The organism is Roseateles sp. T103 (assembly GCF_057219915.1).
This window is the reverse complement of record NZ_JBXVVS010000007.1, coordinates 164,577-189,563: the sequence shown is the minus strand read 5'-3', so window position 1 is coordinate 189,563 and position 24,987 is coordinate 164,577. Positions and strand designations below refer to the sequence as shown.

Below are 24,987 nucleotides of genomic sequence, written 5' to 3'. Positions count from 1 at the left end.
TTCTTCTGGGTAGGGTTGCTTGCTCTGCATGGCACCTCCGATTGGGCCTCAGTTTGAGGCTCGAAGGTGTCTACTGAACCCGGGGCGATTCAAGTTGGCTTCAGTGACTGTTGTCCATCACGCGCGCGTGCCGTACTTCAACCCGCGAGACAAAACCAATGCAGCGTACTTTACGTCCAGCCTCGGCACCGCCTCAGCCAGCTGCAACTCGGCGAACGACATCAGTTCGACTGCTGCCGAAACATAGCCTTGCCTTGAGAAGACCTCGTACTCTTCGAGAATGAGGTTTTCATCAGAGGATGTCAGCAAGTAGCCAACATCCGCAACGACGCCATCAGGGTGCATGACGTCTCGATAGAGAAATATTCCAATCTCTTCGGTAGACAGCGGTGTGGACAAGCCAAAGCGAACCTTGTATTGGTCAATGCGAAGGCGGGCTGCTCGATAGTCGGCATGAGCTAAGGCATCCGCGCACTGCCTAATCAGAATCATGCGATCTGCAGAAGACGGGAAGACCTCCCGGATGTGCTTCTCCAGCTTGCGACGGACGACCTGCCGCGCGCCCTTTCGAAATTCCTCCCAGGATCTAGCCTTCGCGAAGGCGGCATTGGCATGTACTTCAGCAGCAAGGCGGATACGAAACTCGATAGCCCGGGCACGGCTCATGATCTCTAGCATCGGCTGCCAATTGCTCTCGAAATACTTGGCTAGCGCCGCCAAAGCGTCTTGGCTCATGTCATTGCTAACATTGAAGATGAGCTGACGCGAGTCGGCTCGCGCGACTGGTTAGGTATCACTTTTCGGCCGCCTTCTTTCTGGGACGTGGAGGCGGCAATCCGAGAGACCATTTCAACTGAGCCTGTATCTCACGCAAAAGCGGTTGGCGTTCCACATCGATGTTGAACGCTGGCGGGAGCTTTTGACCGCGTGTTAAGACGTTGTTGTAGCTGGCCAAGTCAATGGTGAGTTGATGAAACTCTCGCCTCGCGTGCGCGATCTGCTGAACGCACATTGCTTCCGTCGATGGCCTATCGCCGCCATTCATTACATCGGGACTCCAATCCTCTAGCGCGAACCGCCGCCCTTGCTGGGCGTTGACGTAAAGAACAGGGACTCGATGCGCGATCTTGTTTCTCTTTGTGGAGAGCCTCTGAAGCTTGAGCTTAATTGCCTTCCAAATCTCGAAGTGATCCTCTGCACCGAATGCCTGTTCCAAGTACTTGTCGCAAACTGCGAGCCGTGACCTGAAGTTCTCAATTGAGTTAAACCCAACAATCACGGAGCGCCGTTGTGGAACTGGGAATGCAAGCGCGGCGAGCTGCCAAAGTTGGTATTCAACGTACGCCCACTGAGCCATCGCTTCGCCGACAGCATGAAAGAAGGCTACCTTTTCTTCTGCATGATTCATGTTGATGAGCGGTCGCTGTGACACCTAAGGTGCAATGGGAAGACAGGGGCTACTGCATAACACCGGAGCGGTCCGCATAACAAACCCACGCCAAGCGCTAGAACGTCCTTGATTCATCTGAGAAATCGCCCAAGTTCGTATTCCGGCGCAGGGTACTAACAGTTCCGGTAAAGCGGCAAGGGTTACAACTGAGGCGGGGCCACCAACCATGCCGATCCGGGTAGGTCGCGAAGCTGTCGTTGGCGCAATTCCACTGCTGTCAGACATCCGCTGTTGAGGTGCGAGGTCAGTGGGTAACCACCAGCCTCGCCGCACGCCTGCCCCGCCGCCGCACCATCCAGCCGTGCGGACCGTACTCAGCCCTTCTTGCCCCCGCGCCCCAGCAGCGCCCACAGCAGGATGGCGCCGAAGGTGGCGGTGCCGATGCCGCCCAGCGTGAAGCCGCCGAACTTCAGCGTGTAGTCGCCGGTGCCCAGCACCAGCGTGATCGCGGCGACGACGAGGTTGCGGTTGTCGGAGAAGTCGACCTTGTTGTCCACCCAGATCTTGGCGCCGGCCACGGCGATGAGGCCGAACACGACGATGGACACGCCGCCCATCACCGCCAGCGGGATGGCCTGGATCAGCGCGCCGAACTTGGGGCTGAAGCCCAGCAGGATGGCGATCAGCGCGGCCACCACGAACACCGCGGTGGAGTAGATCTTGGTCGCGGCCATCACGCCGATGTTCTCGGCATAGGTGGTCACGCCGGTGCCGCCGGCGCCGCCCGAGACCATGGTGGCGATGCCATCGCCGACAAACGCGCGGCCGATCAGCGGGTCAAGATTGCGGCCGGTCATCGCGCTGACCGCCTTCACATGGCCCAGGTTCTCGGCCACCAGGATGATGGCCACCGGCGCGATCAAGAGCATCGCGTTGCCGTCGAACACCGGCGCGGCGAACTTCGGGGCGCCGAACCAGGGCGCGGCGATCACGCCGCTCAGGTCGATGGGCTTGCCCAGGCCCAGGCCGTTGGTCAGCACCGCGTAGACGAGGGCGGCCAGGATCAGGCCGACCAGGATCAGCAGGCGCTGCGTCATGCCGCGGGTGAACACCGCCACGCCGGCCACGCAGACAAAAGTGACGCCCTGCATCCAGGCGTCGAAGGGCGTGGGCGCCATGTTCTTGATCGGGATGCCGGCCAGGTTCAGGCCGATCACCGCCACCACCGCGCCGGTGACCACCGGCGGCATCAGCGCCTCGATCCAGCGCGTGCCGGTGGCCATCACGATGAAGCCGATCAGCGTGTAGAGCAGGCCGCAGGCGATGATGCCGCCCAGCGCCACGCCCAGGTTGGCGTTCGCCCCGGAGCCGGCATAGCCGGTGGCGGCAATGACCACGCCGATGAAGGCGAAGCTGGAGCCCAGATAGCTGGGCACGCGGCCGCCGACGAGCAGGAAGAAGATCAACGTGCCGATGCCGCTCATCAGGATGGCGACATTGGGGTCGAAGCCCATCAGGATGGGCGCCAGCACGGTGGCGCCGAACATCGCGATGACATGCTGCACGCCCATCGCGCCGGTCTGCGCCCAGGGCAGACGCTCGTCGGGGGCGACCACCTCGCCGGGCTGGGGGCGCACTTCGCGCCAGCTGAACATCGAGCTCATCGTCGTGATCCTTCCTATTCTTGCTTGTTGGTTCTTGCCCGGCGGGCATGGGAGTCGGCGCCGCCGAGGGCGCGCAAGTCTAGCCGCATGCAATCCGCGTGCCGGGCAGTCTGCCAGCGGCGCGGCGAGCGCAATAGCATGGCTAACCCGGCGATGGCAGCCCCGGCCAGCGCGGCGGCGCTTGCAGCGCGGCGGCGCTTGCAGCGCGGCGGCATTGTCTCGGTTAAGCTGCCCGCAAGGATTGCCAGCACCGATGCATCTGATCGACCCCTGCACCGACCTCGACCGCAGCGCGTGGCTGGGCCTGCGCCGGGCGCTCTGGCCTGACTGCCCCGATGACGAGCATGTGCGCGAGATCGAAGCCCAGCTGGCCGAGCCGGCGCGCTTTGCCGCCTGGCTGGCGCGCGATGGCGAGGGCCAGGCGCAAGGCCTGATCGAGGTGGCGCTGCGGCGCGACTACGTTGTCGGCACCGACAGCTCGCCGGTGCTCTTCCTCGAGGGCCTCTTCGTGCAACCCGGCGCGCGCCGCCAGGGCCTGGCGCGCGAGCTGGTGGCCGCTGCCGCCGCCTGGGGCGGCAGCCATGGCTGCAGCGAGTTCGCCTCGGACACCTGGCTGCACAACGCCGAGAGCCAGGCGGTGCATCTGGCGCTGGGCTTCGAGGAGACCGAGCGCGTGGTCTTCTTCCGCAAGCCGCTGCCGCCGGCGGCCGATGGTTCGCCGCAGCCGCCGCCGGCCTCGCGCGAGCTCAAGGCCTTCATCCCGGCGCTGGACTTCGGGCAGGCCAAGCGCTTCTACATGGCGCTGGGCATGGAACTGATCTGGTCCACCGACGAACTGGCCTATTTCCGCCAGGGCCCGGCGCGCTTCCTGCTGCAGCCGGTGCCTGCCGAGGCGCGGCCCCTGGCCGAGCACTTCCAGATGCATCTGCTGGTCGACGACGCCGATGCCTGGTGGCGCCATGCCGCGCCGGTGGCGCAGCGCTTCGGCACGCGCTGCGAGCCGCCCGAAGACCGGCCCTGGGGCATGCGCGACTTCACGCTGCTGGACCCCAGCGGCGTGTGCTGGCGCATCGGCCATCCGCTGGCCGGCCGGGGCTGATCAGCCCGCCAGCCGGGCCAGCAGGCGCGGCTGGCCGCGCGCATCCACGCCGAGCACCAGACCCTCGCCCGAGGCGGTGTTGGCGCCCACCAGATCAGCCAGCACGAACATATGCGTGACCCAGACCTCGAAGCGATCGGTCTGCCGCACCGCCACCTGCAGCGCCTGGCGCAGCTGCGCCAGCGATGCGGCATTGGTGGCTTCGGTGCCGGCGCGCGGCGAGCCCAGCGCGGCCCAGGGCTCGGCGCGGCCGAAGGCCAGCTCGGCGGTGTCCAGACAGCGGCACCAGGGGCTGCTGCGCACCCGTGCCGGCACCAGACCGGCCGTCTGCAGGCGCTGGCCGATGGCGCGGGCCTGGGCGCGGCCGGCCTCGTCGAGATTGCGCTGCGTGCTGCAGTCGCCCAGGCGGAAGCCGGGCGGGTCGAAGGTGCCCGGCGCCTGCGCATGGCGCATCGCCAGCACCACGCCGCCGCGGCGCAACAGCGCGAGTGCCGGCTCGTCGGCCCGTGCCATGGGGGGCAGCAGGGCCGGCAGGCCCAACGCGGCCAGACTGGCCAGGACTTCGCGTCGATTGATCGCAGGCACGGCAGCAAGCCTCCATCCAACAGCTGAGTGCCGATGATGCCCAGGCCTGCAAGCCTGCGCCGCTGACAGGGTTTGCTCGCCGGAAGCTAGAGGGGACCGCTCAGGCCAGATGCAGGTGGCGCGTCTCGACGCGGCGCAGCGGCTCGGTCTGCACGAAGACAAAGTCCTCGGCCGGCATCGGGCGGCCGTAGTGCCAGCCCTGCGCCCAGTCGCAGCCCTCGCGGCGCAGCCAGGCGGCCTGCTCGGCGGTCTCCACGCCTTCGGCCAGCACGTCCAGGCCCAGGCTGCGCGCCAGCACGATGACCGTGCGCGCGATCGCCGAGACGTTGATGTCGCTGCCCAGCTCGGAGACGAAGCTGCGGTCGATCTTCAGCGTGTGCACGGGCATGCGCTTCAGGTACGAAAGCGAGGAGTAGCCGGTGCCGAAGTCGTCGATCGCGATGCGCACGCCGCGCTCGGTGATCTGCGTCAGCAGCTCGATGGCCTGCTCGGCATCCTCGAGCAGCAGGCTCTCGGTGACCTCCAGCTCCAGCGCCTTGGGCGGGCAGCCGGTCTCGGCCAGGATGTAGTCCAGCGTCTGCACGAAGTCGCTCTGCCGCAGCTGGCGCGCCGAGACATTGACGGCGATCTGCTGCGGCTTGCCCTCCACGCCCTGCCAGCGCGCGGCCTGCGAGCAGGCCTCGTGCAGCACCCAGCGTCCGATCGGGATGATCAGGCCGGTGTCCTCGGCCAGCGGGATGAACTCGGCCGGCGAGATCGGGCCGCGGGTCGGATGGCGCCAGCGCAGCAGCGCCTCGGCGCCGATCAGCGAGCCGTCGGCCAGGCGCACCTGCGGCTGGTATTCGATCTTGAACTGCGCGGCCTCGTTGGCCTGGCGCATCGCATGCGTCAGCTCGAAGCGCTGCTGCACCGCCTGCGTCAGCTCGGGGCGATAAGGCTGCACCGAGTTGCGCGCCTGCACCTTGGCGCGGCACATCGCCGCCTCGGCATTGCGCAGCAGCTCGTCGACGGTCTCGCCGTCGGTGGGGAACAGCGCCAGACCGATGCTGGCACCCAGGTTGAAGCGCTGCGTGCCCACCACGATGGGCTCGTCCATGGCCTGGATCAGGCGGTCGCCCAGGCGCATCGAGGTTTCCTCGTCGACTAGGCCGGAGAGCACGACGACGAACTCGTCCGCGCCGACGCGGGCCACCGAATCGCTGGCGCGCACCACGTTGATGAAGCGCGCCGCGGCTTCCTTCAGCACCGCGTCGCCGGCACCGTGGCCGGCGATGTCGTTGACGTCGCGGAAACCGTCCAGGTCGATGTAGAGCACGGCCACGCAGGTGTGGTCGCGCTGCGCGATGCCGAGCTGGCGGCCGATGCGGTCGCGCAGCAGCGCCGAGTTGGGCAGGCCGGTGAGGCGGTCGTGCAGCGACTGGTGCAGCAGCTCGGCCTCGGTGTTCTTGATCTTGGAGATGTCGGTCAGCACCATCAGGTGCTGCAGCGGGCTGGAGCTGCTGGGCTGCACGCGCACGATAGTGGCCCACACCGGCACCGGCTCGCCATCGCGGCGGCGCAGCATCAGCTCGCCGCACCATTTGCTCTCGGCGTCGAGCGCGGACCAGAGCTGTTCCAGCAGCTCGGGCGGCTGCTCGCCCAGGCACAGCGGCTGCGGCATCTGGCCGATCACGTCGCGCAGGTCGTAGCCGCTGATGGTGTTGAAGGCCGGGTTGGCGTCGACCACGCGGGCCTGGTCGTCGAGCAGCAGGATGCCCTCGGCGCAGTGCTCGAACACCACCGAGGCGCGGCGCAACTCTTCCAGCGCCATCTGCAGCTCGGTCATGTCGCGCGCCACGCCCAGCACGCCCAGCGGCTCGCCCTCGTCAGTCACCGGCGCCTGCTGCATGTCCAGGCACAGGCGGATGCCGTCGGCACCGCGCGCCCAGGCGCGGCCATGCGCCGGCAGGATCTGCGGCAGGTCCTCGTCGCGCTTGCCCTGCAGCTCGGTCTCGCTGACACCGATCAGCCGCTCAAAGGCCGGGTTGCAGGCCTCGTAGACCCCCTGCGCGTCCTTGAAGAACACGCCGTCGGGAATGGCATTGAGCAGGGCCGCCAGACGGCTGCGCTCGCGCTTGACGCGTTGCAGCTCCAGACGGCGCAGCTTCAGCCAGCGGCGCTGTCGCCACACCAGCACCAGCGTCGCCGCCATCGCCAGGCCACCGACCACGCTGAAGGCGCTGAGCCACAGCACCGGACCTTGCATCACGAAGGCGCTGGGTACGGCCGTGTCTGCCCAGGCCGGCAGCACCGACATCAGGGCAAATCCAGCCATCGGCCGGCAAAGGCAACGGTTGATCAGGCTCATGCTAGTCAGGCGGACATTGGGTTCACGACGCACCAGGTCTCAGGACCTTCGGCGGCGTGACTGCTTTTTCAGCGCGCTGCTCTTACTGCAACTTCTCGTCACTGACGTCCGCGCGCGATTGACGGACGTCCCCTCGTGATCGCCTTTCGGGAGTGTCCATGCCTGACTTGATATTGGCTAGGGTTTACAGGGAACTCGCCAGGCGCGTTCCTTGCAATATTGCACGCTTGGCATCGAGTTCTGCAGCCTCGTCGGCGCCACCCAACAGATGCACGCGTGCGCCCATCGCCCGCAGCGGCGCTTCCAGCTCGCGCTGCGGCAGCTGGCCGGCGCACAGCACGATGGTGTCGGCCGCGATCAGCTGCGTGTCGGCGCGCTTCTCGCCATCGCTGACCCACAGGCCTTCGGGCGTGATCGCCTCGTAGTTGACGCCGCCGACCATCTCGACGTTCTTCATCTTCAGCGCCGCGCGGTGGATCCAGCCGGTGGTCTTGCCCAGGCCCGCGCCGAGCTTGCCCTGCTTGCGCTGCAGCAGCGTGATCTGGCGCACAGGCGGCTCGGGCTGCGGGCGCAGCAGGCCGCCGCGCACCTCGGCCGGATCGCCCACGCCCCAGTGGCGGCGCCAGGCCGCCGGGTCCAGCGTCAGGCTGTGGCCGGCCTCGAGCAGGTACTCGGCCACGTCGAAGCCGATGCCGCCCGCGCCGATGATGGCCACGCGCTGGCCCACCTGGCCGCGGCCCTGCAGCACGTCGATATAGCTCAAGACCTGACCCCGCTGCTCGCCCTCGGCCTGGCCCTTGATGCCGGGATTGCGCGGCGTCACGCCGGTGGCGAGCAGCACCTCGTCGAAGCCGGACAAATCGGCTGCGGCAACACGGCGGTTCAGCTGCAGCTTCACGCCGGTGGTCTCGATGCGGCGACCGAAGTAGCGCAGCGTCTCCTGGAATTCTTCCTTGCCGGGGATCTTCTTGGCCAGGTTGAACTGGCCGCCGATCTCGGCCGCGGCGTCGAACAGCGTCACCTCGTGGCCGCGCTCGGCCAGCGTCGTCGACGCGGCCAGGCCCGCGGGGCCGGCGCCGACCACGGCGATGCGCTTCTTCTGCGCTGCGGGCAGGATGCGGATCTCGGTCTCGTAGGCGGCGCGCGGGTTGACCAGGCAGGTGGAGATCTTCTGCGCGAAGGTGTGGTCCAGGCAGGCCTGGTTGCAGGCGATGCAGGTGTTGATCTCGTCGGCGCGGCCTTCGCGGGCCTTCTTGACGAAGAAGGGGTCGGCCAGGAAGGGCCGCGCCATGCTGACCATGTCGGCGCTGCCGTCGGCCAGCACGTTCTCGGCCACCTCGGGGCTGTTGATGCGGTTGCTGGTGACCAGCGGCGTCGTGATGCCCTCGGCGCGCAGCTGCTCGCGCAGCTTCTTCGTCACCCAGGCAAAGCCGGCGCGCGGCACGCTGGTGGCGATGGTCGGGATGCGCGCCTCGTGCCAGCCGATGCCGGTGTTGATGATCGTCGCGCCGGCCTTCACCACGCCGCGTGCCAGCTGCAGCACCTCGTCCCAGCTGCTGCCCTCGGGCACCAGGTCCAGCATCGAGAGCCGGTAGATGATGATGAAGTCCGGCCCCACCGCCTCGCGCATGCGCGAAAGGATCTCCAGCGGCAGCCGCATGCGGTTCTCGTAGGCGCCGCCCCACTCGTCGCTGCGCTTGTTGGTGTGCGTGACGAGGAACTGGTTGATGAAGTAGCCCTCCGAGCCCATCACCTCGACGCCGTCGTAGCCGGCTTCGCGGGCCAGCTTGGCGCAGCGCACGAAGGCGCGGATCTGGCGCTCGACGCCGCGCGACGACAGCTCGCGCGGCTTGAACATCGAGATCGGCGACTGGATGCGCGACGGCGCCACACAGAAGGGCGTGTAGCCGTAGCGGCCGGTGTGCAGGATCTGCAGCGCGATCTTGCCGCCCTCGGCATGCACGGCCTGGGTGATGGTGCGGTGGCGGCGCGCCGCGCCGCTGGTCGCCAGCGTGCCGGCGAAGGGCTTGGCCCAGCCTTCGATATTGGGCGCGAAGCCGCCGGTGACGATCAGCCCCACCTCGCCGCGCGCGCGCTCGGCGAAGTATTCGGCCATGCGCTCGAAGTGCTTGCGGCCGTCTTCCAGGCCGGTGTGCATGCTGCCCATCAGCACGCGGTTCTTCAGCGTCGTGAAGCCCAGGTCCAGCGGCTCGAGCAGGTGGGGATAGGACATGGCGGCGTCTCCTCGTGTTGGCGGGCGATGCTAGCAGCGCGGCCCTGCACCGCCATGGATGCCGCTGCCTAAACAGTTCTTCACCTTCGTTCACCTCGGCACATGGCCAGGCAATGTGCCGTCGCTCCAATCGCCGGCACCCGTCCCCAGCGACGACGACATGAGCCACATCACATGAACCACTTTTCCAAGCTCTTCGGAAGCGGCGCCACGCTGCTGGCGGCGCTGATGCTCCCGCTGGCCCTGCTCAGCGCCTGCGGCGGCAGCGGCAGCAGCGACGACGATTCGACCGCCAGGATCCGCCTGGTCAATGCCAGCATCGCCTACGCCAGCGGCCTGGATCTGGTGGTCTCGGACAGCAAGCTGGCCAGCGGCATCAGCTACGGCAACGCCAGCAGCTACGCCAGCGCGGATGCCGACAGCCTCACCACGCTGGTGCAGTCCGGCGGCAGCACCATCACCTCGCTGTCGCCCACGCTGAGCGCCGACAAGCACTACAGCCTGATCGCCTACGGCTGGCCCGGCAATATGAAGAGCACCATCCTGCAGGAGGAAGAGGAGGCGCCCGATGCCAGCTATGCCAAGCTGCTGGTGCTGAACCTCGCCGCCGACGCCGGCACGCTGGACATCTACCTGACGCAGAACGTCGACGATCTCGCCAGCGCCACTGCCACCGTCTCGGCACTGGCCGGCAGCAGCAGCAGCGGCTACAAGACCGTCTCGGCCGGCAGCTACCGCGTGCGCGTCACCGGCTACGGCAAGACCGGCGACCTGCGCCTGGACATTCCCAGCATCACGCTGGCCAGCAAGCAGGTCGCCACGCTGGTGATCACGCCCACGCAGGGCGGCGTGCTGGTCAACAGCCTGCTGATCTCGCAGCAGGGCTCGGTCGGCAGCTACAGCACGAGCAATGCGCGCGCCCGCGTCGTCGCCGCGGTGGCCGACTACGGCCAGGTCACGGCCACGCTGGGCGGCAGCACGCTGATGAGCAGCACCGTCGCACCGAACATCGGCGAGTACCAGACCGTCGCTGCCGGCGCCTCGACGCTGGCCGTCACCGTGGCCGGCATCGCACAGCCGGCGGCCGCGCCCACGCTGACCGCGGGCAACGACTACACGGTGCTGGTCTGGGGCGAGCCCGCTGCGCCGCAGATCAGCATCCTGTCCGACGACAACCGCCTGCCCAGCAGCGGCTATGCCAAGTTCCGCCTCATCAACGCGGTGGCACGCCTGAACGCCGGCCTGACGATGACGCTGGACTACAGCGCCATCGCAACCAACATCCTGCCGGGCAGCAGCTCGACGCCGAGCGCGGTGAGCTACAGCAGCAGCTCGCTGCTGCAGGTCAGCTCGCCGACCTCGGGCACGCCGGTGTTCAGCATCGCCGAGCTGCCAGTGGTGTCCAGCGGCGTGTACACCGTGTTCATGATGGGCGGCGCGAACAGCATCGCCGGCACCTTGCGGCGCGAGCGCTGAGCAGGGGCCGAGGACAGTCCAGCGGACTGTCCGACGCCCTGCGAAGAGCTGCCCATGTCCCGCATGGGCAGCGCGGCCTGCAAGGCTGAGCAGCCTGCCAGCGTCGAATCCGGCACGGCGCCAGAATGGCGCCATGCCATCCACCCCCAGCACCCCTGCCGCCAGCGCAGCGACCGACACCGGCAGCCAGGGCCTCGCCCTCGCTGTCGGGCTGCTCACCATCCTCGCCTGGGGCATCAATTTCCCCATCCTCAAGTCGCTGCTCGACCTCATCCAGCCCGAGGGCGTGCTGGCACTGCGTTTCGGCCTGATGCCGCTGTTCATCGTCGCGCTGCTGTGCTGGCGCTTCGGCCGCCACTGGCCGCGCCCGACGCGCGCGGAAGCCTGGGCGATCGCCCGGCTGGGCCTGCTGGGCCAGGGCCTGCACCTGGTGCTGTCCAGCTACGGCGTGCACCTCAGCACGGCCTTTTCCAGCTCGGTGCTGCTGGCCTGCGGGCCGGTGTTCACGCTGCTGATCCTGCGCGCCTGGGGCATAGAGCGGCTGCGCGGCGCGCAGCTGGCCGGCATCGCGGTGGCGCTGGCCGGTGCGCTGCTCTTCATGTCGGACAAGCTGCTCGCCGCGAACTGGCGCGCCGGCGGCGGCGACCTGGTGCTGCTGATCGCCGCGGCGATGTTTTCCTATTACACGGTGGCGGGCAAGCCGCTGATCGAGCGCTATGGCGCGCTGGTCGTGTTCAGCTACGCCACGCTGGCGACCACGCTGCCGGTGCTGGTCTATGCGCTTCCCACCGCGCTGCGCGTGGACTGGACGCTGCTCGGCTGGACGCAGTGGCTGTCCGCCGCCTGGGCCGTGGTGGTGGTGGGCTTCATCACCTGGCTGAGCTGGGGCTGGGTGAATGCGCAGCGCGGCGTGGCGCGCACCGCGCCGCTGATCTACCTGATGCCGCCGATCGCGGGCCTGGCCGCCTGGCTGAGCACCGGCGAGAGCTTCACCGGCACCAAGCTGCTCGGCGCCGCGGTGACGCTGGCCGGCGTGGCGATCGCGCAGTTCGCCGCCACGCCGCGGGCCGATGCTGCCCACAGCTGCCCGCCCATCGACTGAGAACAGGCGGCCGGCTCAGCGCGGCCAGGGCCACAGGCGCTTGAGCGCCTCCAGCAGCAGGCCGGTGGCCAGGCCCGCCGCCGGCGCCAGCAGCAGCCAGGCACCGTCAGGCAAGGCAAAGCCGAACACCGCGCGCAGCGGTGCGATCCACAGCGCCGCGGCCAGCAGCGCCAGCGTCGCCGCCAGCACCTTCCACAGCAGGCCGTTGGGCTTGAACCAGCCAGCCAGCCAGGCGCCGCCGAGGCTGCGGTTGGCCAGGATCAGCGCGATATTGCAGGCCACCAGCGTGGCGAAGACCAGCGCGCGCGCCGCCTCCGGCGCCAGCAGCGCCTGCACCCAGGCATGCAGGCCGGCGACCACCGCCAGCACCAGCAGGCCCTGCGCCGCGCTCCAGGCCAGCAGCCCCGGCGAGAACAGCGGCGCGGCCGGGTCGCGCGGCGGGCGGCGCATCACATCGCCCTCCTCTTCCTCGGCCTCGAAGACCACCGAGCACACCGGGTCGATCAGCAGCTCCAGGAAGGCGATGTGCACCGGCCCGAGGATCACCGGCCAGCCCAGCAGCAGCGGCAGCAGCGAGAGCCCGGCGATCGGCACATGCACCGCCAGCACGAAGGCCATGGCCTTGCGCAGGTTGTCGTAGATGCGCCGGCCCAGGCGCACCGCGCGCGCGATGGCGTCGAAGTTGTCGTCCAGCAGCACCAGATCGGCCGCCTCGCGGGCCACGTCGGTGCCGCGCGAGCCCATCGCCACGCCGATATGCGCCGCCTTCAGCGACGGCGCGTCGTTCACGCCGTCGCCGGTCATCGCGACGATCTGGCCCTGGCTGCGCAGCGCTTCGACGATGCGCAGCTTCTGCTCGGGGCGGATGCGCGCATAGACCTCGTGGACGCGCACCCGGCGCGTCAGCTCGGCGTCGTCCATCGCGGCGATCTCGGCGCCGCTGAGCACCTGCGCCTGCCCGTCCAGTCCGGCCTGCGCCGCGATCGCCGCAGCGGTGACCGGATGGTCGCCGGTGATCATCAGCACGCGCAGCCCGGCCTCGCGGCATTCGCGCACCGCCTGCGGCACCTCGGGGCGCAGCGGGTCGGCAAAGCCGACCAGGCCCAGCCATTCGAAGGCGAAGTCCTGCGGACCCTGCGGCCAGCGTGCGTCCGCTGGCGCATCCCAGGCCGAGCGGGCGACGCCCAGCACGCGCAGGCCGCGCGCCGCCATCGACTGGGCCTGCTCGCCAATGCGCTGCAGCGCCGCCCCGTCGAGCCGGCACAGTGCGGCCACCGCCTCGGACGCGCCCTTCACTGCCACTGTCGCCGCGGTCGCGCCGGGCGCGCGCCAGACATGCGTCATCGCCGGCAGCGCGGCGCTCAGGGGGTACTCGTGCACCAGCTGCCAGTCCTCGTGCCGGGCCGCTGTCGGCAGCTGCATCGCCGCCAGCGCCTGCAACGCGCGCTCCATCGGGTCGATGGCGACGCGCTCGCTGGCCAGCAGCGCATGCTCCAGCAGCGGTACCAGCGCGGCAGGCAAGACCTGAGCCTCGGCCGCCCGCCAGGCCGCGCCACCGTCGGTGCCCTGCAGCTCGGCCACCGCCATGCGGTTCAGCGTCAGCGTGCCGGTCTTGTCGCTGCACAGCACCGTCGCGGCGCCCAGCGTCTCGATGGTCGCGGCGCGGCGGGCCAGCACGCGCTCATGTGCAAGCCGCCAGGCGCCCATCGCCATGAACACGGTGAGGATCAGCATGAACTCCTGCGGCAACAAGGCCATCGCCAGGCTGATGCCGGCCAGCAGCCCGCCCAGCCAGTCCTGGCGCTGCCAGCCCCACAGCAGCAGCACCAGCAGGCTGAGCGCCGCGCCGGCGATCGCGAACAGCCGCACCAGGCGGCGCGTCTGCGCATGCAGCGGCGTCTCCGGGATTTCGATTGCGCCCAGCGAGACGCCGATGCGGCCGATCTCGCTGCGCGGCCCGGTGGCGATCACGCGCGCCAGCCCCTGGCCGGCCACGACCATGGTGCCGGCATAGACGCGTCCCGCCTCGGCCGGGACGCCGGCCTGCTTGGCCACCGGCAGCGATTCGCCGCTGAGCAGCGACTCGTCCAGCTGCAGATCGTTGGCCTCGAGCAGCTCGGCATCGGCGGCGACGCGGTCGCCATCGGCCAGCACCAGCAGGTCGCCACGCACCACCGCCGTGCCAGGGATGCGCTGCAGCTCGCCGTCGCGGCGCACCAGCGCACGCGGGCTGGTCAGATCGCGCAGCGCCTGCAGCACGCGCTCGCTGCGCTGCTGCTGGCCCAGGCTGATCGCGAGGGTGGCGACGACGAAGCCCAACAGCAGAAGGGCCTCGCCGCGATCGCCGAGCAGCAGGTAGACGATGCCGGCCGCCAGCAGCAGCTGCAGCATCGGCTCGCGCGCAATCTCCAGCAGCATCTGCAGCGCGCTGCGGCGCTGCGGCGGGCTCAGCTCGTTGGGGCCCTCGTCGCGCAGCCGCGTTGCCGCCTCGGCGGCGCTGAGGCCAGCATCGCTGGCTCTGTCGCGCGCCTGCGCCTCAGGCATGGGCCTCGTTGGCCTCATGGCCCGGCTGCAGGCCCGGCCAGCTGCGGCCACCCAGCAGCAGCAGCAGCGCGCCGGTGGCCATCGCGACCCCGACGCTCACCGCCTGCGCGACGGACGCGAGGTCCGCCGGCAGGAATTTGCGCAGATAGATCACCAGCACCGCCACCGCCAGCCAGCCGCAGGCCCGGCGCAGGCCGGCGGGCAGCGGCTGCAGCAGCGTGGCCGCATAGAGGAACAGCGCCGAGGCGACAAACACCAGCGTGTAGAGCATGGCGCCGATCTCCGCCCAGGCGCCCTTGGGGTCGTGCAGATAGACGAAGGCAGGGAAGGCCAGACAGATCAGGCCCAGCACGCGCGCCATGGTGCGCGCCCGGCCCTGCGCGTGCGCGTCGCACAGGCCGACCGTGGCGGCCGAGCCGAGCTTGCCCATCAGCGGCAGCAAGGCCAGGCCCAGCAGTCCCGCGCCGGCATCGATGGCCATGGTCAGCGGATAGCCCAGGCGTTCGCTGCTGACGCCCTGCCAGCTGGCGGCGAAGGCGATGGCCAGATTGTTCATCGCCATGTAGGCGGTGAACTGCGTGCCGGCCACGCGCGGATTGGTCACCGACATGAACACCGCGTTGCGCGTGCCATAGCCCAGGCCCATGCCCACGTTGAAGAGCAGCGTGGCGATCCACAGCTGGGTGATCAGTGCCGGGATGGCCGGGCTGCCGGGCTCGCGCGGCAGCACATAGCCGGCCTGCCAGAGCACTGCCGCCAGGTACAGCACGGTGATGCTGGTGTAGACCGTGTAGATCGCCAGCATGCGCCGATGGCCCAGGCGGTCGGAAATCAGGCCGCCGACGACCATGGCCAGACCGCTGGTGACCGTGCTGGCCAGCGCCAGCTGGGCGACCTCGTCGTCGTTCATGCCCAGCTCGACCGCCAGATTGGTCTGCAGCGCCAGACTCAAGGACATCGCACCCAGCGGCAGCAGCGCGAAGAACACCGCCGCGAAGGCCGCCCTGGAACCGAGAAAGGACTGGAAGGCCTGCTGTGCGAAGCTGCGCATCTCGCGGCCTGCCGCAGCCCAGCCAGCGCCCACCGCGGCCGAGCTGGCCGCGCCCGCTTCGGCCACCCGTGCGACGACGGCCTCCTTCATCGGCAGCACCACCAGAGAGGTCACCGCCAGGATGGCCACCGCGACGAAGACGAAGCTGCCCTGGAAGCCGATGTAGGGCATCAGGAACAGCACGCCCGAGCCGCCTATGGCCTGCCCCATGGACGCACCGAAGAACATCAGGCCGTTGGCCAGGCCGCGCTCATGCTCGGCGAGCGAGCTGACCGCCAGCGCGTCGATGGCCACGTCCTGCATCGCGCCGAAGGTGTTGTGCACCAGCAGGATGCCGGTGAACAGCGCCAGCCCCTGCGGCAGCGGCACCCAGATCAGCGACAGCAGGGTCAGCACCAGCATCAGCTGGGTGCCCAGGATCCAGGCCCGCCGGTGGCCGAAGCGCTGCGAGCGGAACACGTCGACCATCGGTCCGAAGGCCCATTTGAAGGCCCAGGGCAGGTAGAACGCGGCAACGAAGGCGCCGATCTCGGCCGGGCCCACGCCCATGCGGCGCAGCTGGCTGGCCACCGCAGTGGCAGCGAAGCCCAGCGGGATGCCCTCGGTGATGTAGAGCAGGCAGAAAGCGGTCAGGCGGCCCTTGCGGGTGGCCAGCAGATTGGGCAGGCGCAGAAAAAACATCGTCGGCGCCGCTGCAGCGGCGCGCTCCTTGGACAGGTATCAATCAATCGCGCCATTGTCCGGCTGACGCCCGGCCGGCCAGGGTTAAGAAAACCCTAAGCAGCCGAGCCGAGCATCGGGGACATCGAGGATCACACCATGCCCATCAAGACCTGGCCCCTTCTGCTTCTCGCTGTGGCGCTGGCGCTGCCCACCGCGGCAGCCACACCCGACGCGCTGCTGGCCAGCTATCAGGCGCAGTCCGGCAAGCCCGCCGACGCCGCGCGCGGCCGCCAGCTCTTCGTCACCCGCCAGGGCGGCGAATGGAGCTGCGCCTCCTGCCACCAGAACCCGCCGACCACCGCCGGCCGCCATGCCGGCACCGGCAAGGCGATCGAGCCGCTGGCGCCGGCCTTCAACCCCAAACGCTTCAGCGACGAGGCCAAGGTGGAGAAATGGTTCCGCCGCAATTGCAAGGACGTGATGGAACGCGAATGCACGGCCGGCGAAAAGGCCGATGTGCTGGCCTGGCTGATCACGCTCAAGCCCTGAACGAGGAGTCACGACGATGAAGACACGCATCGGTTTCGCGCTGGCGCTGCTGGCCATCGCGAGCCAGGCCCAGGCGGACAGCGATGCCAAGCGCAGCGCCCGCGTGCCGCTGCTGCCCGCCTACCAGCAGGAATGCGCTTCCTGCCACATCGCCTATCCGCCGGGCCTGCTGCCGGCGGCGTCCTGGCAGCGCATCACCGCGAACCTGGGCAAGCACTATGGCAGCGACGCTTCGGTGGACGCCGCCACGCTGGCCGAGCTGAACCGCTGGCTCGTCGCCAATGCCGGCACCAGCAAACGAGCCCGCGAGGCACCGCCCGAGGACCGCATCACCCGCTCGGCCTGGTTCCAGCACGAGCACGACAAGATTCCTGCCGCCACCTGGAAGCGCGCCTCGATCAAGAGCGCCGCCAACTGTGCGGCCTGCCATCCCGGCGCCGAACAAGGAGATTTCAATGAACACCGCGTCCGCATCCCCCGCTGAATCCAGTGCGGCCAGCCCGGCGGCACCCGCCTCGCGCCGCGTCATCGACGCGCCGACCCGCGTCGTGCACTGGCTGCTGGCCTTCTCGTTCACCGGCGCCTACCTGACGGCCGAGAGCGAGCGCTGGCACCTGCTGCACATCACGCTGGGCTACACCGTGCTGGGCCTGATCGTCTGGCGCATCGTCTGGGGTCTCATCGGCCCGCGGCGCAGCCGGCTCTCGGCGCTGACGTCCAAGCTGCGCGGCCTGCCCACGCAGGTGCGCGCCTGGCTGCAGGGCAAGGGCAATGCGCTGGCCAGCCAGCAGCTGCTCAACGCCGCTGCGGTGCTGGGCCTGATCGCTGCTGCGCTGCTGGTCAGCGCCAGTGGCCTGCTGATGGAGCAGGAGCTGCTTGGCGCCTGGGCCGAGGATCTGCTCGAAGAGCTGCACGAGGGCGCCGGCAACTTCATGCTGCTGCTGGTGCTGGGCCATCTGGCGCTGATCGCGCTGGCCAGCGTGCTCAAACGCCAGAACGCCGCGATGACCATGATCAGCGGCCGCATGCCCGGCCGCGGCCCGGACCTGGTGAAAAGCAATCTGGGCTGGCTGGCCGCCGTGATCATCGCCGCGGTGCTGGGCTTCTGGGCCTGGCAGTGGCAGACCGCGCCGGTCGACAGCGGCTCGCTGGACGGCCGACCTTTGATCAGCGGCAAGCGCGATCATCACCGCGAGCACGACGACGACTGATGTCCACATGCCGCCTTGGCCGAGAATGAGCCCACCATGCGCATCCTGCTCGTCGAAGACGATCCGCTGCTCGGCGACGGCCTGAAGGCCGGGCTGCGCCAGCTCGGTTTCCAGGTCGACTGGGTGCGCGACGGCCTGGCCGCCGAGCGCGAGCTGCGCGCCGAGCCCTATGCCGCCGCGGTGCTGGACCTGGGCCTGCCGGGCAAGGACGGGCTGGACGTGCTGGCCACGGTGCGCCGCGCCGGCCTGACGCTGCCGGTGCTGGTGCTGACCGCGCGCGACGCCGTGCCCGAGCGCATCCGCGGCCTGGACCTGGGCGCCGACGACTATGTGGCCAAGCCGATCGATCTGCATGAGCTGGGCGCGCGGCTGCGCGCGCTGGTGCGCCGCGCCCATGGCCAGCCGCAGCAGCAGCTGCAGGCCCGCGGCATCACGCTGGACCCGGCGGCGCGCAGCGTCACCAGCCGCGACGGCCAGGCCATCGGGCTGTCGACGCGCGAGTTCGACCTGCTGCAGCTGCTGATGCTCAGCCCGGGACGCGTGCTCTCGCGCGAGCAGCTCGAGCAGCAGCTCTACGGCTGGGGCCAGGAGGTCGAGAGCAATGCCATCGAGGTGCATGTGCACCACCTGCGCAAGAAGCTCGGGGCCGAGCTGATCCAGACGGTGCGCGGCGTCGGCTATGTGCTGCTCAAGGACGAACCGGCGCCGGGAGCCCCGGCATGAGCCGCCTGCGCTCGCTGCAGGCCCGGCTGCTCGCGCTGGTGCTGGCGCTGGTGCTGGGGCTGTGGGCGATCAGCGCGGCGGTGGTCTGGCGCGACGCGCGCCACGAGCTCGACGAGCTGCTCGACGCCCACCTGGCCCAGGCGGCCAGCCTGCTGGTGGCGCGCCAGGTGCATGAACTCGGCGACGATGACGACGATGCCGAACGCAGCATCGATGCGCCGGCGCTGCACCGCTATGCGCCGCGCGTGGCCTTCCAGGTCTTCCACAAGGGCCAGCTGGTGCTGCGCTCGGCGGGCACGTCCGCCGAGCCGCTGAGCACGCAGCGCGAAGGCTTCGAGACCGTGACGCGGGACGGCGAGCGCTGGCGCGTGTTCAGCACCCGCGGCGCCGAGCACGATGTGCAGGTCCATGTGGCCGAAGGCCTGGGCGCGCGCGGCGCGATCCTGCGCGCGGTGCTCAAGGGCGCGCTGTGGCCGCTGCTGCTGGCGCTGCCGCTTCTGGCCCTGACGCTGTGGTGGGCGGTGCGCCATGGCACGCGGCCGCTGCGCGAGCTGGGCCGGCGCCTGGCCGAGCGCGCGCCTCAGGAGCTGCAGCCGGTCGCGCTGGCCGACGTGCCGGCCGAGATGGCGCCGCTGCTGGAGGCGCTCAATGCGCTGTTCGCGCGCATCGCCGCGCTGCTGGAGTCGGAGCGCCGCTTCACCGCCGACGCGGCGCACGAGCTGCGCACGCCAATCGCCGCGATCCGCGCCCAGGCCCAGGTGGCGCTGGGCGAAAGCGACGACGCGCAGCGCCGCCACGCGCTGCAGGCCACGCTGCAGGGCTGCGACCGCGCCGCGCGCCTGGTCGAGCAGCTGCTGACGCTGGCGCGGCTGGAGTCGGGCCCTCAGACAGGACAGCCGGCGCTGGCACCGGTGGACCTGCGCGCGCTGGCGCAGCGCGTGCTGGCCGAGCTGGTGCCACAGGCGCTGGCACGCGGCCAGCAGCTGACGCTGGACGCCGACGCATCGGCCGCACCGCTGCGCGTGGCCGGCAACGAGACGCTGCTCGCCGTGCTGCTGCGCAATCTGGTCGACAACGCACTGCGCTACAGCCCGGCGAACGCGCAGATCGAGGTGCGCCTGGCTCGCGACGGCGAGCGCGTGCTGCTGCAGGTGGCCGACAGCGGCCCTGGCCTGGCCGACGAGCATCTGCAGCGCCTGGGCGAGCGCTTCTTCCGCGTACTCGATGCGCAGCAAAGCAGCGCGCAGAGCGGCAGCGGCCTGGGCTGGTCCATCGTGCGCCGCATCGCCGCCGCGCATGGCGCCGACGTGCAGCTGGTACGCAGTGCCGCGCTGGGCGGGCTGGAGGTGCGCATCAGCTTTTCCGCAGCTGGGCCCTGAGCCGGGGACAGGGTCGGCTTGCCCGCCGAAAGCCTGGACGGCTAAGCTTCGTCACCGCGCGTGTCAGGGCGCGCAAGGAGCACAAGGATTGCGTCGTCGGGAAATCATGGTTTGGGGCGTGGCGTTGCCCGCACTGCAGGCACGCCCGTCGGCGGCCGCGGGGCCTGCCGAACTGCGCCTGGTCACTGCCGATCTGCCGCCCTTTGCGATCGAGGACGGCGCCGGGCAACGGCGCGGCGCGCTGGTTGAGCTCAGCGAAGCGCTGCTGGCACGTGCCGGCCTGCCGGTGCGCGCCGAGTTCTTCCCCTGGGCCCGCTCGCAGCTGATCACCACGCTGGCACCGCGCGTGCTGATCGTGCCGCTGTCGCGTACGGCCGAGCGCGAGGCGCGCTTCCAGTGGCTGATCAAGCTCCACACCCTGCATCTGGTCTTTCTGACCCGCGTCGCTGATCCGGCCGTGCGGCACATCGAGCAGGCGCGCCGCCTGCGCATCGGCGTGCTGCGCGGCACGCCGGATCTGCGGCAGCTGCAGGCCCAGGGCTTCGAGCCCGAGCAGCTGACCCTGGGTGCGAGTCCGGAGGACGTGCTGCGCCTGCTGGAGCGCAGCCATGTCGACACGATCTTCGGCAGCGATGTGATGTATGGCGCCAAAGCGCAGAGCCGACCCGGGCTGAGCCTGCGTACCGGTCTGAAGCTGGCGTCCAACGACATCTGGCTGGCGGCCAGCGGCGGCATCGAGACCGACGAACGCCGCCGCCTGGAGGAGGCCCACGCCGCGCTGCTCAAGGACGGCAGCATCGAGCGCATCATGCGGCGCTACGGCCTGCGTGCCACCCCGGACGAGCCACGCTGAGCCGCCCGCGCGCAGCGCAAGCACATGCAAACCCGATCTAGGCGCGGGTTTGCGCTTGCAGGGAGAATCCCGGCCATCGTCAACACCGTCTTGACGACGGGGATCTCACAAGGATCAACGTCGGCACGCCTCCACGCATGAAACACGTCCACCGCACACAGCCGCTGCTCGGCGCCCTCGCCCTGGCCATCGCCCTGCTGGTCCAGGCCGGCCCCGTGCAGGCGACAGCGCCGGCTGCTGCCAGCGTCGCCTGGCTGCCCGCCGCCGCCGATGCCGACATCGAACGCGCCTTCGCGCAGGCTCGCGCCGAAAAGAAGCCGGTGCTGCTGTACTGGGGCGCCAAGTGGTGCCCGCCCTGCAACCAGCTCAAGGCCACGCTGTTCAACCGCCAGGACTTCATCGAGCAGTCGCGCGCCTTTGTCGCGGTCAACATCGACGGCGACCTGCCCGGAGCGCAGAAGCTGGGCGCGCGCTTCAAGGTGCGCGGCTACCCGACGCTGATCCTGTTCAGCGCCGAGGGCCAGGAGATCACCCGCCTGCCCGGCGAGGCCGATGCGCCGCGGGTGCTGGCGCTGCTGCAGGCCGGCATGGCCGGCGGCCGACCGGTCAAGGCCGTGCTGGCCGACGCGCGCGCCGGCGGCAAGAAGCTCTCGGCCAACGAATGGCGTCTGCTGGGCTTCTATTCCTGGGAGACCGACGAGCAGCAGCTGGTGCCCGCCAACGAGCGCCCCGGCCTGCTGGCGCAGCTGGCGCTGGCGAGCCAGGGCGTCGATAACGAGACGACGACGCGTCTGTGGCTGAAGGCCCTGGGCGCCAGCAACGAGAGCCAGGGCCTGAAGCCCGACGCTGCGCTGCGTGAGCGCGTGCGCACGGTGCTGAGCGATGCGAAAGCCACGCGCAGCCATGCCGACGTGCTGGGCAACGAAGCGCGCGACATCGTCGTGGCGCTGACGCCCGAGCCCGGCGCCGAGCGCAATGCGCTGGTCGCCGAGTACGACGCGGCGCTCAGGCGCCTGCAGGCCGATGCCACGCTGTCGCGCGCCGACCGCACGCAGGCGCTGATCGCCCGCGTGGCGCTGGCGCGCATCGACCAGCCCAAGGATGCGCTGCAACCGAAGATCAGCCCGGCGCTGCAGCAGGAGCTGCGCGAGCATGCCGCGCGCGCCGACCGCGAGATCCGCGACGGCTACGAGCGCCAGGCAGTGATCACCGCGGCGGCCTATCTGCTCGGCCAGGGCGGGCTGTGGAAGGAGTCCGACGAGCTGCTGAAGGCCAACCTCGCCAAGAGCCACTCGCCCTACTACCTGATGAGCCAGCTCGGCGGCAATGCGCGCCGGCAGGGCCGCCACGACGAGGCGCTGCGCTGGTACGAGGAGTCCTTCGCGAAGAGCGAGGGCCCGGCCACGCGCCTGCAGTGGGGCGCCGGCTATCTGACCGCGCTGGTGGATCTGGCGCCGCAGGACGCGGCGCGCATCGAGAAGACCGCCGCCCAGCTCTTCGCCGAGGCAGCCAAGGACAAGGGCGCCTTCTACGAGCGCAGCGCCCGCTCGCTGCAGCGCGTCGGTGCCAAGCTGGCGAGCTGGAACGCCGACGGCAGCCACCAGGCCGCGATGAACCGGCTGCGCCAGCAGCTCGACGGCATCTGCGCCAAGGTGGACACCGCCGACAAGCAGCGCGCCACCTGCGAGGCGCTGATCGTTGCCAAGCCGGCCGCGCAGAAATCCTGAACGGCAGCGCGCGCTGCGGCGACGCCGGCCCTTGCCGAAGCCGAGGCAGACGCCAAGTTCTCGTCTGCGCTGAATGTGCCTAGGTCCTGGCCCGCAGCCAGGCCTCGAAGTCGGCAGCGGCCATGGGCCGGGCGAACAGGTAGCCCTGCGCCTCGGCACAGCGGTTCGCGCGCAGGAAGTCGAGTTGCGCCTCGGTCTCGACGCCCTCGGCAACCACCGTCCACCCCAGGCCCTGTGCCAGGCCGATGACCGCGCACACGATGGGCGCACTGCCGTCCGCGTCGAGCACCTCGCGGATGAAGGACTGGTCGATCTTCAGCTTCGTCGCCCTGAAGCGGCGTACATAGGACAGGCTGGAATAGCCGGTGCCGAAGTCGTCAATCGCCAGGCTGACACCCAGGCTGGCGAGCCGGCCGAGACACTCCAGCACCTTGTCGGGTTCGACCATCAGCACCGACTCGGTGATCTCCAGCTCCAGGTCCCGCGGCAGCAGGCCCGCACTGCGCAGCGCATTCAGCACCTGGTGCTCGAGGTCGCCATGCCTGAACTGCCGCACCGACAGGTTGACTGCAATGCGCGGCAGCTCGAGCCCGGCGCGGCGCCAGGCAGCGAGCTGCCGGCAGGCCTCCTGCATCACCCAGCGGCCGATGTCCACGATCAGACCGCTGTCCTCGGCCAAGGGGATGAACACCGCCGGCGACACCGTGCCCAGCTCGGCGGACTGCCAGCGCAGCAGCGCTTCGACGCCACTGACGCGGCCGCTGGCGAGCTCGACCTGCGGCTGCCAGTGCAGGAACAGCTCGCCCCGCTCCAGCGCCAGGGCAAGCTGGCTGCGCACACGCATGCGCTCGGCCGCCTCGGCATCCATGCGCGCGTCATAGAAACGGTAGGCGCCTCGCCCGGCCGCCTTGGCGCGGTACATGGCGGTGTCCGCGCAGCGCAGCAGACTGGCAAAGTCGCCGGCGTCGTCCGGATAGAGCGCCACGCCTACCGACATCGACAAGGACAGCTCCTGGCCGGCGATGCGCAGCGGCTGGCGCGACGCCGCCATCACCTTCTCGGCGACCTGCTCCACATCCGACAGCGAGCCCACCTCGCCGAGCACGATGCTGAACTCGTCGCCCCCTTGCCGGCTGACCGTGTCACCAGAACGTAGCAGGCCCTGCAGGCGCTGCGCGACCTCGCACAGCAGCGCGTCGCCCGCCGCATGGCCCAGGCTGTCGTTGACCTCCTTGAAGTGGTCGAGGTCGACGAACATCAGGGCGATCTTGTGGCCATGCCGTTTGGCGACACCAATTTCGTGCTCGACACGATCGCGCAGCAGCGCGAGGTTGGGCAGGCCCGTCAGGGCGTCGTGATGCGCCATGTGCGCCAGTCGCGCCTGGCTCTCGGCCACCACGCGCTCGGCCGCCAAGAGCCGGTCGCGCTCGCCCAGCAGTTGCGTCTGCCGCAGCACGGCGAAGAGCAGCACGATCATGCCCGCGGCGATCAGGGGCTGGCGCGCGGCCGCCGGCATCGTGCCGCCCAGCAGCAGCAAGCCCACGGCCACGGAGCCCATCACCACCATGACCAGCGGCAACTGGCGCAGCACGCCCTCGCAGAGGCGATCGAAGCTGGCGCTGGTGTCAGCCTGGGGCGACCAGCCGATGAATCCCCAGGCCAGCAGCAGGGCCAGCAAGGAGAACGCCAGCCCCACCAGCGAGCCCGGTTCGATGCGCTCGGACAGCACCATCAGGTTCCACAGCATCCAGGTCAGCCCGAAGCCCAGCAGACCCAGCCAGATCGCGTTCCAGCGCCAGGTCCAGCGCTGGCGCAGATGCAGCTGCATCATCAGTCCGGCAACCGCCGCTGTCAGGTAGAGCACAGGATAAGCGCACAGCACCAGCAGCTGCCAGATGCTGCTCTGCGCGGCCCGGGGCAGGTAGAGCGTCAAGGTAAGGGCCGAGGCCGCGAGCGCGAAGCCGCCGATGTCCAGCAGCACCGCACGACGACTCGACACCTGCAGTTGCGCGCGCATCTTGACCCAGAAGGCCGCCAGCACCAGCGGCGCCACCGGCAGGAAGAACAGGTCCGATGGCGAGGGAAAGGGCGTCCAGTCGAGGTAGGCCTGCAGATTCCAGACCAGCTGACCGAGCGCGAGGCTGCTCAGAGCCATCGCCAGCAGGCGACGCACGGACACCATGGCGCGCTCGCCCACATGGATCGCGCGCCAGGCCAGCAAGGCGGCCAACGAAAAGGCCAGGGTCCAGTGGACGTTGTCGAGCAGCGTGGCGCGTTGCGGCGAGCCGCTCAACGTCGCGTCTATCCAGCAGGCCAGCGCTGCAATGGCTCCCGCCAACAGCAGTCCCGTGCTGGTTTGCGGTGAGCAGTGCTGCAGCCTAGCCACCGGAT

The 24,987-nt window shown here is 69.7% G+C and carries 19 protein-coding genes and 1 pseudogene; 11 read left to right on the top strand and 9 right to left on the bottom strand.

The window, feature by feature from the left end; translation table 11 throughout:
• Positions 1-117: 117 nt before the first annotated feature.
• The 3 genes from AC2EBS_RS17835 to AC2EBS_RS17825 form a co-directional block, all read right to left on the bottom strand.
• Positions 118-735, bottom strand: a complete 618-nt coding sequence (locus tag AC2EBS_RS17835; protein ID WP_484729800.1) for a hypothetical protein — start codon at positions 733-735, stop codon at positions 118-120.
• Between the two features lie 58 nt (positions 736-793).
• Complete coding sequence (locus tag AC2EBS_RS17830) at positions 794-1,408, bottom strand: hypothetical protein (RefSeq protein ID WP_484729799.1); 615 nt, start codon at positions 1,406-1,408, stop codon at positions 794-796.
• A 356-nt stretch (positions 1,409-1,764) separates the two neighbouring features.
• Positions 1,765-3,054 (bottom strand): solute carrier family 23 protein, encoded by a 1,290-nt coding sequence (locus AC2EBS_RS17825; RefSeq protein WP_484729798.1) that lies wholly within the window; start codon positions 3,052-3,054, stop codon positions 1,765-1,767.
• A gap of 253 nt (positions 3,055-3,307) precedes the next feature.
• Between AC2EBS_RS17825 and aac(6') the strand changes: the two are divergent.
• Both aac(6') and AC2EBS_RS17815 read left to right on the top strand, forming a co-directional pair.
• A pseudogene (gene aac(6'), locus AC2EBS_RS17820) lies at positions 3,308-3,763 on the top strand (aminoglycoside 6'-N-acetyltransferase); the annotation flags it as partial.
• Positions 3,749-4,153 carry a VOC family protein gene (locus AC2EBS_RS17815; protein WP_484729805.1) on the top strand — a complete coding sequence of 135 codons (405 nt, stop codon included), beginning with the start codon at positions 3,749-3,751 and terminating at the stop codon, positions 4,151-4,153. The pseudogene aac(6') and the gene AC2EBS_RS17815, both read left to right, overlap by 15 nt.
• On the opposite strand, the gene AC2EBS_RS17810 is transcribed toward AC2EBS_RS17815, so the two are convergent.
• The 3 genes from AC2EBS_RS17810 to AC2EBS_RS17800 form a co-directional block, all read right to left on the bottom strand.
• Positions 4,154-4,738: a histidine phosphatase family protein gene (locus AC2EBS_RS17810; protein WP_484729797.1), complete on the bottom strand. Its 585-nt coding sequence runs from the start codon at positions 4,736-4,738 to the stop codon at positions 4,154-4,156.
• A 100-nt stretch (positions 4,739-4,838) separates the two neighbouring features.
• Entirely contained in the window at positions 4,839-7,085 is a 2,247-nt protein-coding gene (locus tag AC2EBS_RS17805) for a putative bifunctional diguanylate cyclase/phosphodiesterase (RefSeq protein WP_484729796.1), read from the bottom strand.
• Between the two features lie 184 nt (positions 7,086-7,269).
• On the bottom strand, positions 7,270-9,318 hold the full coding sequence (locus tag AC2EBS_RS17800; RefSeq protein ID WP_484729795.1) for a 2,4-dienoyl-CoA reductase FMN-binding domain-containing protein: 2,049 nt from the start codon (positions 9,316-9,318) through the stop codon (positions 7,270-7,272).
• A gap of 174 nt (positions 9,319-9,492) precedes the next feature.
• On the opposite strand from AC2EBS_RS17800, the gene AC2EBS_RS17795 reads away from it, so the two are divergent.
• Positions 9,493-10,794, top strand: coding sequence for a DUF4397 domain-containing protein (locus AC2EBS_RS17795; RefSeq protein WP_484729794.1), 1,302 nt, complete (start codon positions 9,493-9,495; stop codon positions 10,792-10,794).
• Between the two features lie 133 nt (positions 10,795-10,927).
• Positions 10,928-11,896 carry a DMT family transporter gene (locus AC2EBS_RS17790; protein WP_484729793.1) on the top strand — a complete coding sequence of 323 codons (969 nt, stop codon included), beginning with the start codon at positions 10,928-10,930 and terminating at the stop codon, positions 11,894-11,896.
• 15 nt (positions 11,897-11,911) lie between these two features.
• Here the strand turns inward: AC2EBS_RS17790 and AC2EBS_RS17785 are convergent, their stop codons facing one another.
• Positions 11,912-14,458, bottom strand: a complete 2,547-nt coding sequence (locus tag AC2EBS_RS17785) for a cation-translocating P-type ATPase (RefSeq protein ID WP_484729792.1) — start codon at positions 14,456-14,458, stop codon at positions 11,912-11,914.
• Positions 14,433-16,172, bottom strand: a complete 1,740-nt coding sequence (locus AC2EBS_RS17780) for an MFS transporter (protein WP_484729791.1) — start codon at positions 16,170-16,172, stop codon at positions 14,433-14,435. The genes AC2EBS_RS17785 and AC2EBS_RS17780 overlap by 26 nt, the downstream gene beginning before the upstream one ends.
• Positions 16,173-16,310: 138 nt before the next feature.
• Here AC2EBS_RS17780 and AC2EBS_RS17775 point away from each other — a divergent pair, with 138 nt between their 5' ends.
• From AC2EBS_RS17775 to AC2EBS_RS17745, 7 genes are all read left to right on the top strand, one after another.
• Positions 16,311-16,703, top strand: coding sequence for a DUF1924 domain-containing protein (locus AC2EBS_RS17775; protein ID WP_484729790.1), 393 nt, complete (start codon positions 16,311-16,313; stop codon positions 16,701-16,703).
• Between the two features lie 16 nt (positions 16,704-16,719).
• Positions 16,720-17,187 carry a diheme cytochrome c gene (locus AC2EBS_RS17770; RefSeq protein ID WP_484729789.1) on the top strand — a complete coding sequence of 156 codons (468 nt, stop codon included), beginning with the start codon at positions 16,720-16,722 and terminating at the stop codon, positions 17,185-17,187.
• Positions 17,159-17,914, top strand: a complete 756-nt coding sequence (locus tag AC2EBS_RS17765) for a cytochrome b/b6 domain-containing protein (protein WP_484729788.1) — start codon at positions 17,159-17,161, stop codon at positions 17,912-17,914. The genes AC2EBS_RS17770 and AC2EBS_RS17765 overlap by 29 nt, the downstream gene beginning before the upstream one ends.
• A 36-nt stretch (positions 17,915-17,950) precedes the next feature.
• A complete protein-coding gene (locus AC2EBS_RS17760) occupies positions 17,951-18,637 on the top strand; it encodes a winged helix-turn-helix domain-containing protein (RefSeq protein ID WP_484729787.1) in 687 nt (228 codons plus the stop codon).
• The gene (locus AC2EBS_RS17755; protein WP_484729786.1) at positions 18,634-20,016 is read left to right on the top strand and encodes an ATP-binding protein; all 1,383 of its coding nucleotides are present in this window, start codon (positions 18,634-18,636) and stop codon (positions 20,014-20,016) included. Before AC2EBS_RS17760 ends, AC2EBS_RS17755 begins: the two co-directional genes overlap by 4 nt.
• 88 nt (positions 20,017-20,104) lie before the next feature.
• Positions 20,105-20,869 carry a substrate-binding periplasmic protein gene (locus AC2EBS_RS17750; protein ID WP_484729785.1) on the top strand — a complete coding sequence of 255 codons (765 nt, stop codon included), beginning with the start codon at positions 20,105-20,107 and terminating at the stop codon, positions 20,867-20,869.
• Between the two features lie 137 nt (positions 20,870-21,006).
• Entirely contained in the window at positions 21,007-22,596 is a 1,590-nt protein-coding gene (locus AC2EBS_RS17745) for a thioredoxin family protein (RefSeq protein ID WP_484729784.1), read from the top strand.
• Between the two features lie 79 nt (positions 22,597-22,675).
• On the opposite strand, the gene AC2EBS_RS17740 is transcribed toward AC2EBS_RS17745, so the two are convergent.
• Entirely contained in the window at positions 22,676-24,889 is a 2,214-nt protein-coding gene (locus AC2EBS_RS17740) for a putative bifunctional diguanylate cyclase/phosphodiesterase (RefSeq protein WP_484729783.1), read from the bottom strand.
• Between the last annotated feature and the right edge of the window lie 98 nt (positions 24,890-24,987).

Bases quoted from the DNA above. Each gene is read 5' to 3' on its own strand.
- AC2EBS_RS17835 (WP_484729800.1), bottom strand. From the start codon at position 735: ATGAGCCAAGACGCTTTGGCGGCGCTAGCCAAGTATTTCGAGAGCAAT.
- AC2EBS_RS17830 (WP_484729799.1), bottom strand. From the start codon at position 1,408: ATGAATCATGCAGAAGAAAAGGTAGCCTTCTTTCATGCTGTCGGCGAA.
- AC2EBS_RS17825 (WP_484729798.1), bottom strand. From the start codon at position 3,054: ATGAGCTCGATGTTCAGCTGGCGCGAAGTGCGCCCCCAGCCCGGCGAG.
- AC2EBS_RS17805 (WP_484729796.1), bottom strand. From the start codon at position 7,085: ATGAGCCTGATCAACCGTTGCCTTTGCCGGCCGATGGCTGGATTTGCC.
- AC2EBS_RS17800 (WP_484729795.1), bottom strand. From the start codon at position 9,318: ATGTCCTATCCCCACCTGCTCGAGCCGCTGGACCTGGGCTTCACGACG.
- AC2EBS_RS17795 (WP_484729794.1), top strand. From the start codon at position 9,493: ATGAACCACTTTTCCAAGCTCTTCGGAAGCGGCGCCACGCTGCTGGCG.
- AC2EBS_RS17790 (WP_484729793.1), top strand. From the start codon at position 10,928: ATGCCATCCACCCCCAGCACCCCTGCCGCCAGCGCAGCGACCGACACC.
- AC2EBS_RS17785 (WP_484729792.1), bottom strand. From the start codon at position 14,458: ATGAGGCCAACGAGGCCCATGCCTGAGGCGCAGGCGCGCGACAGAGCC.
- AC2EBS_RS17780 (WP_484729791.1), bottom strand. From the start codon at position 16,172: ATGTTTTTTCTGCGCCTGCCCAATCTGCTGGCCACCCGCAAGGGCCGC.
- AC2EBS_RS17775 (WP_484729790.1), top strand. From the start codon at position 16,311: ATGCCCATCAAGACCTGGCCCCTTCTGCTTCTCGCTGTGGCGCTGGCG.
- AC2EBS_RS17770 (WP_484729789.1), top strand. From the start codon at position 16,720: ATGAAGACACGCATCGGTTTCGCGCTGGCGCTGCTGGCCATCGCGAGC.
- AC2EBS_RS17765 (WP_484729788.1), top strand. From the start codon at position 17,159: ATGAACACCGCGTCCGCATCCCCCGCTGAATCCAGTGCGGCCAGCCCG.
- AC2EBS_RS17760 (WP_484729787.1), top strand. From the start codon at position 17,951: ATGCGCATCCTGCTCGTCGAAGACGATCCGCTGCTCGGCGACGGCCTG.
- AC2EBS_RS17755 (WP_484729786.1), top strand. From the start codon at position 18,634: ATGAGCCGCCTGCGCTCGCTGCAGGCCCGGCTGCTCGCGCTGGTGCTG.
- AC2EBS_RS17745 (WP_484729784.1), top strand. From the start codon at position 21,007: ATGAAACACGTCCACCGCACACAGCCGCTGCTCGGCGCCCTCGCCCTG.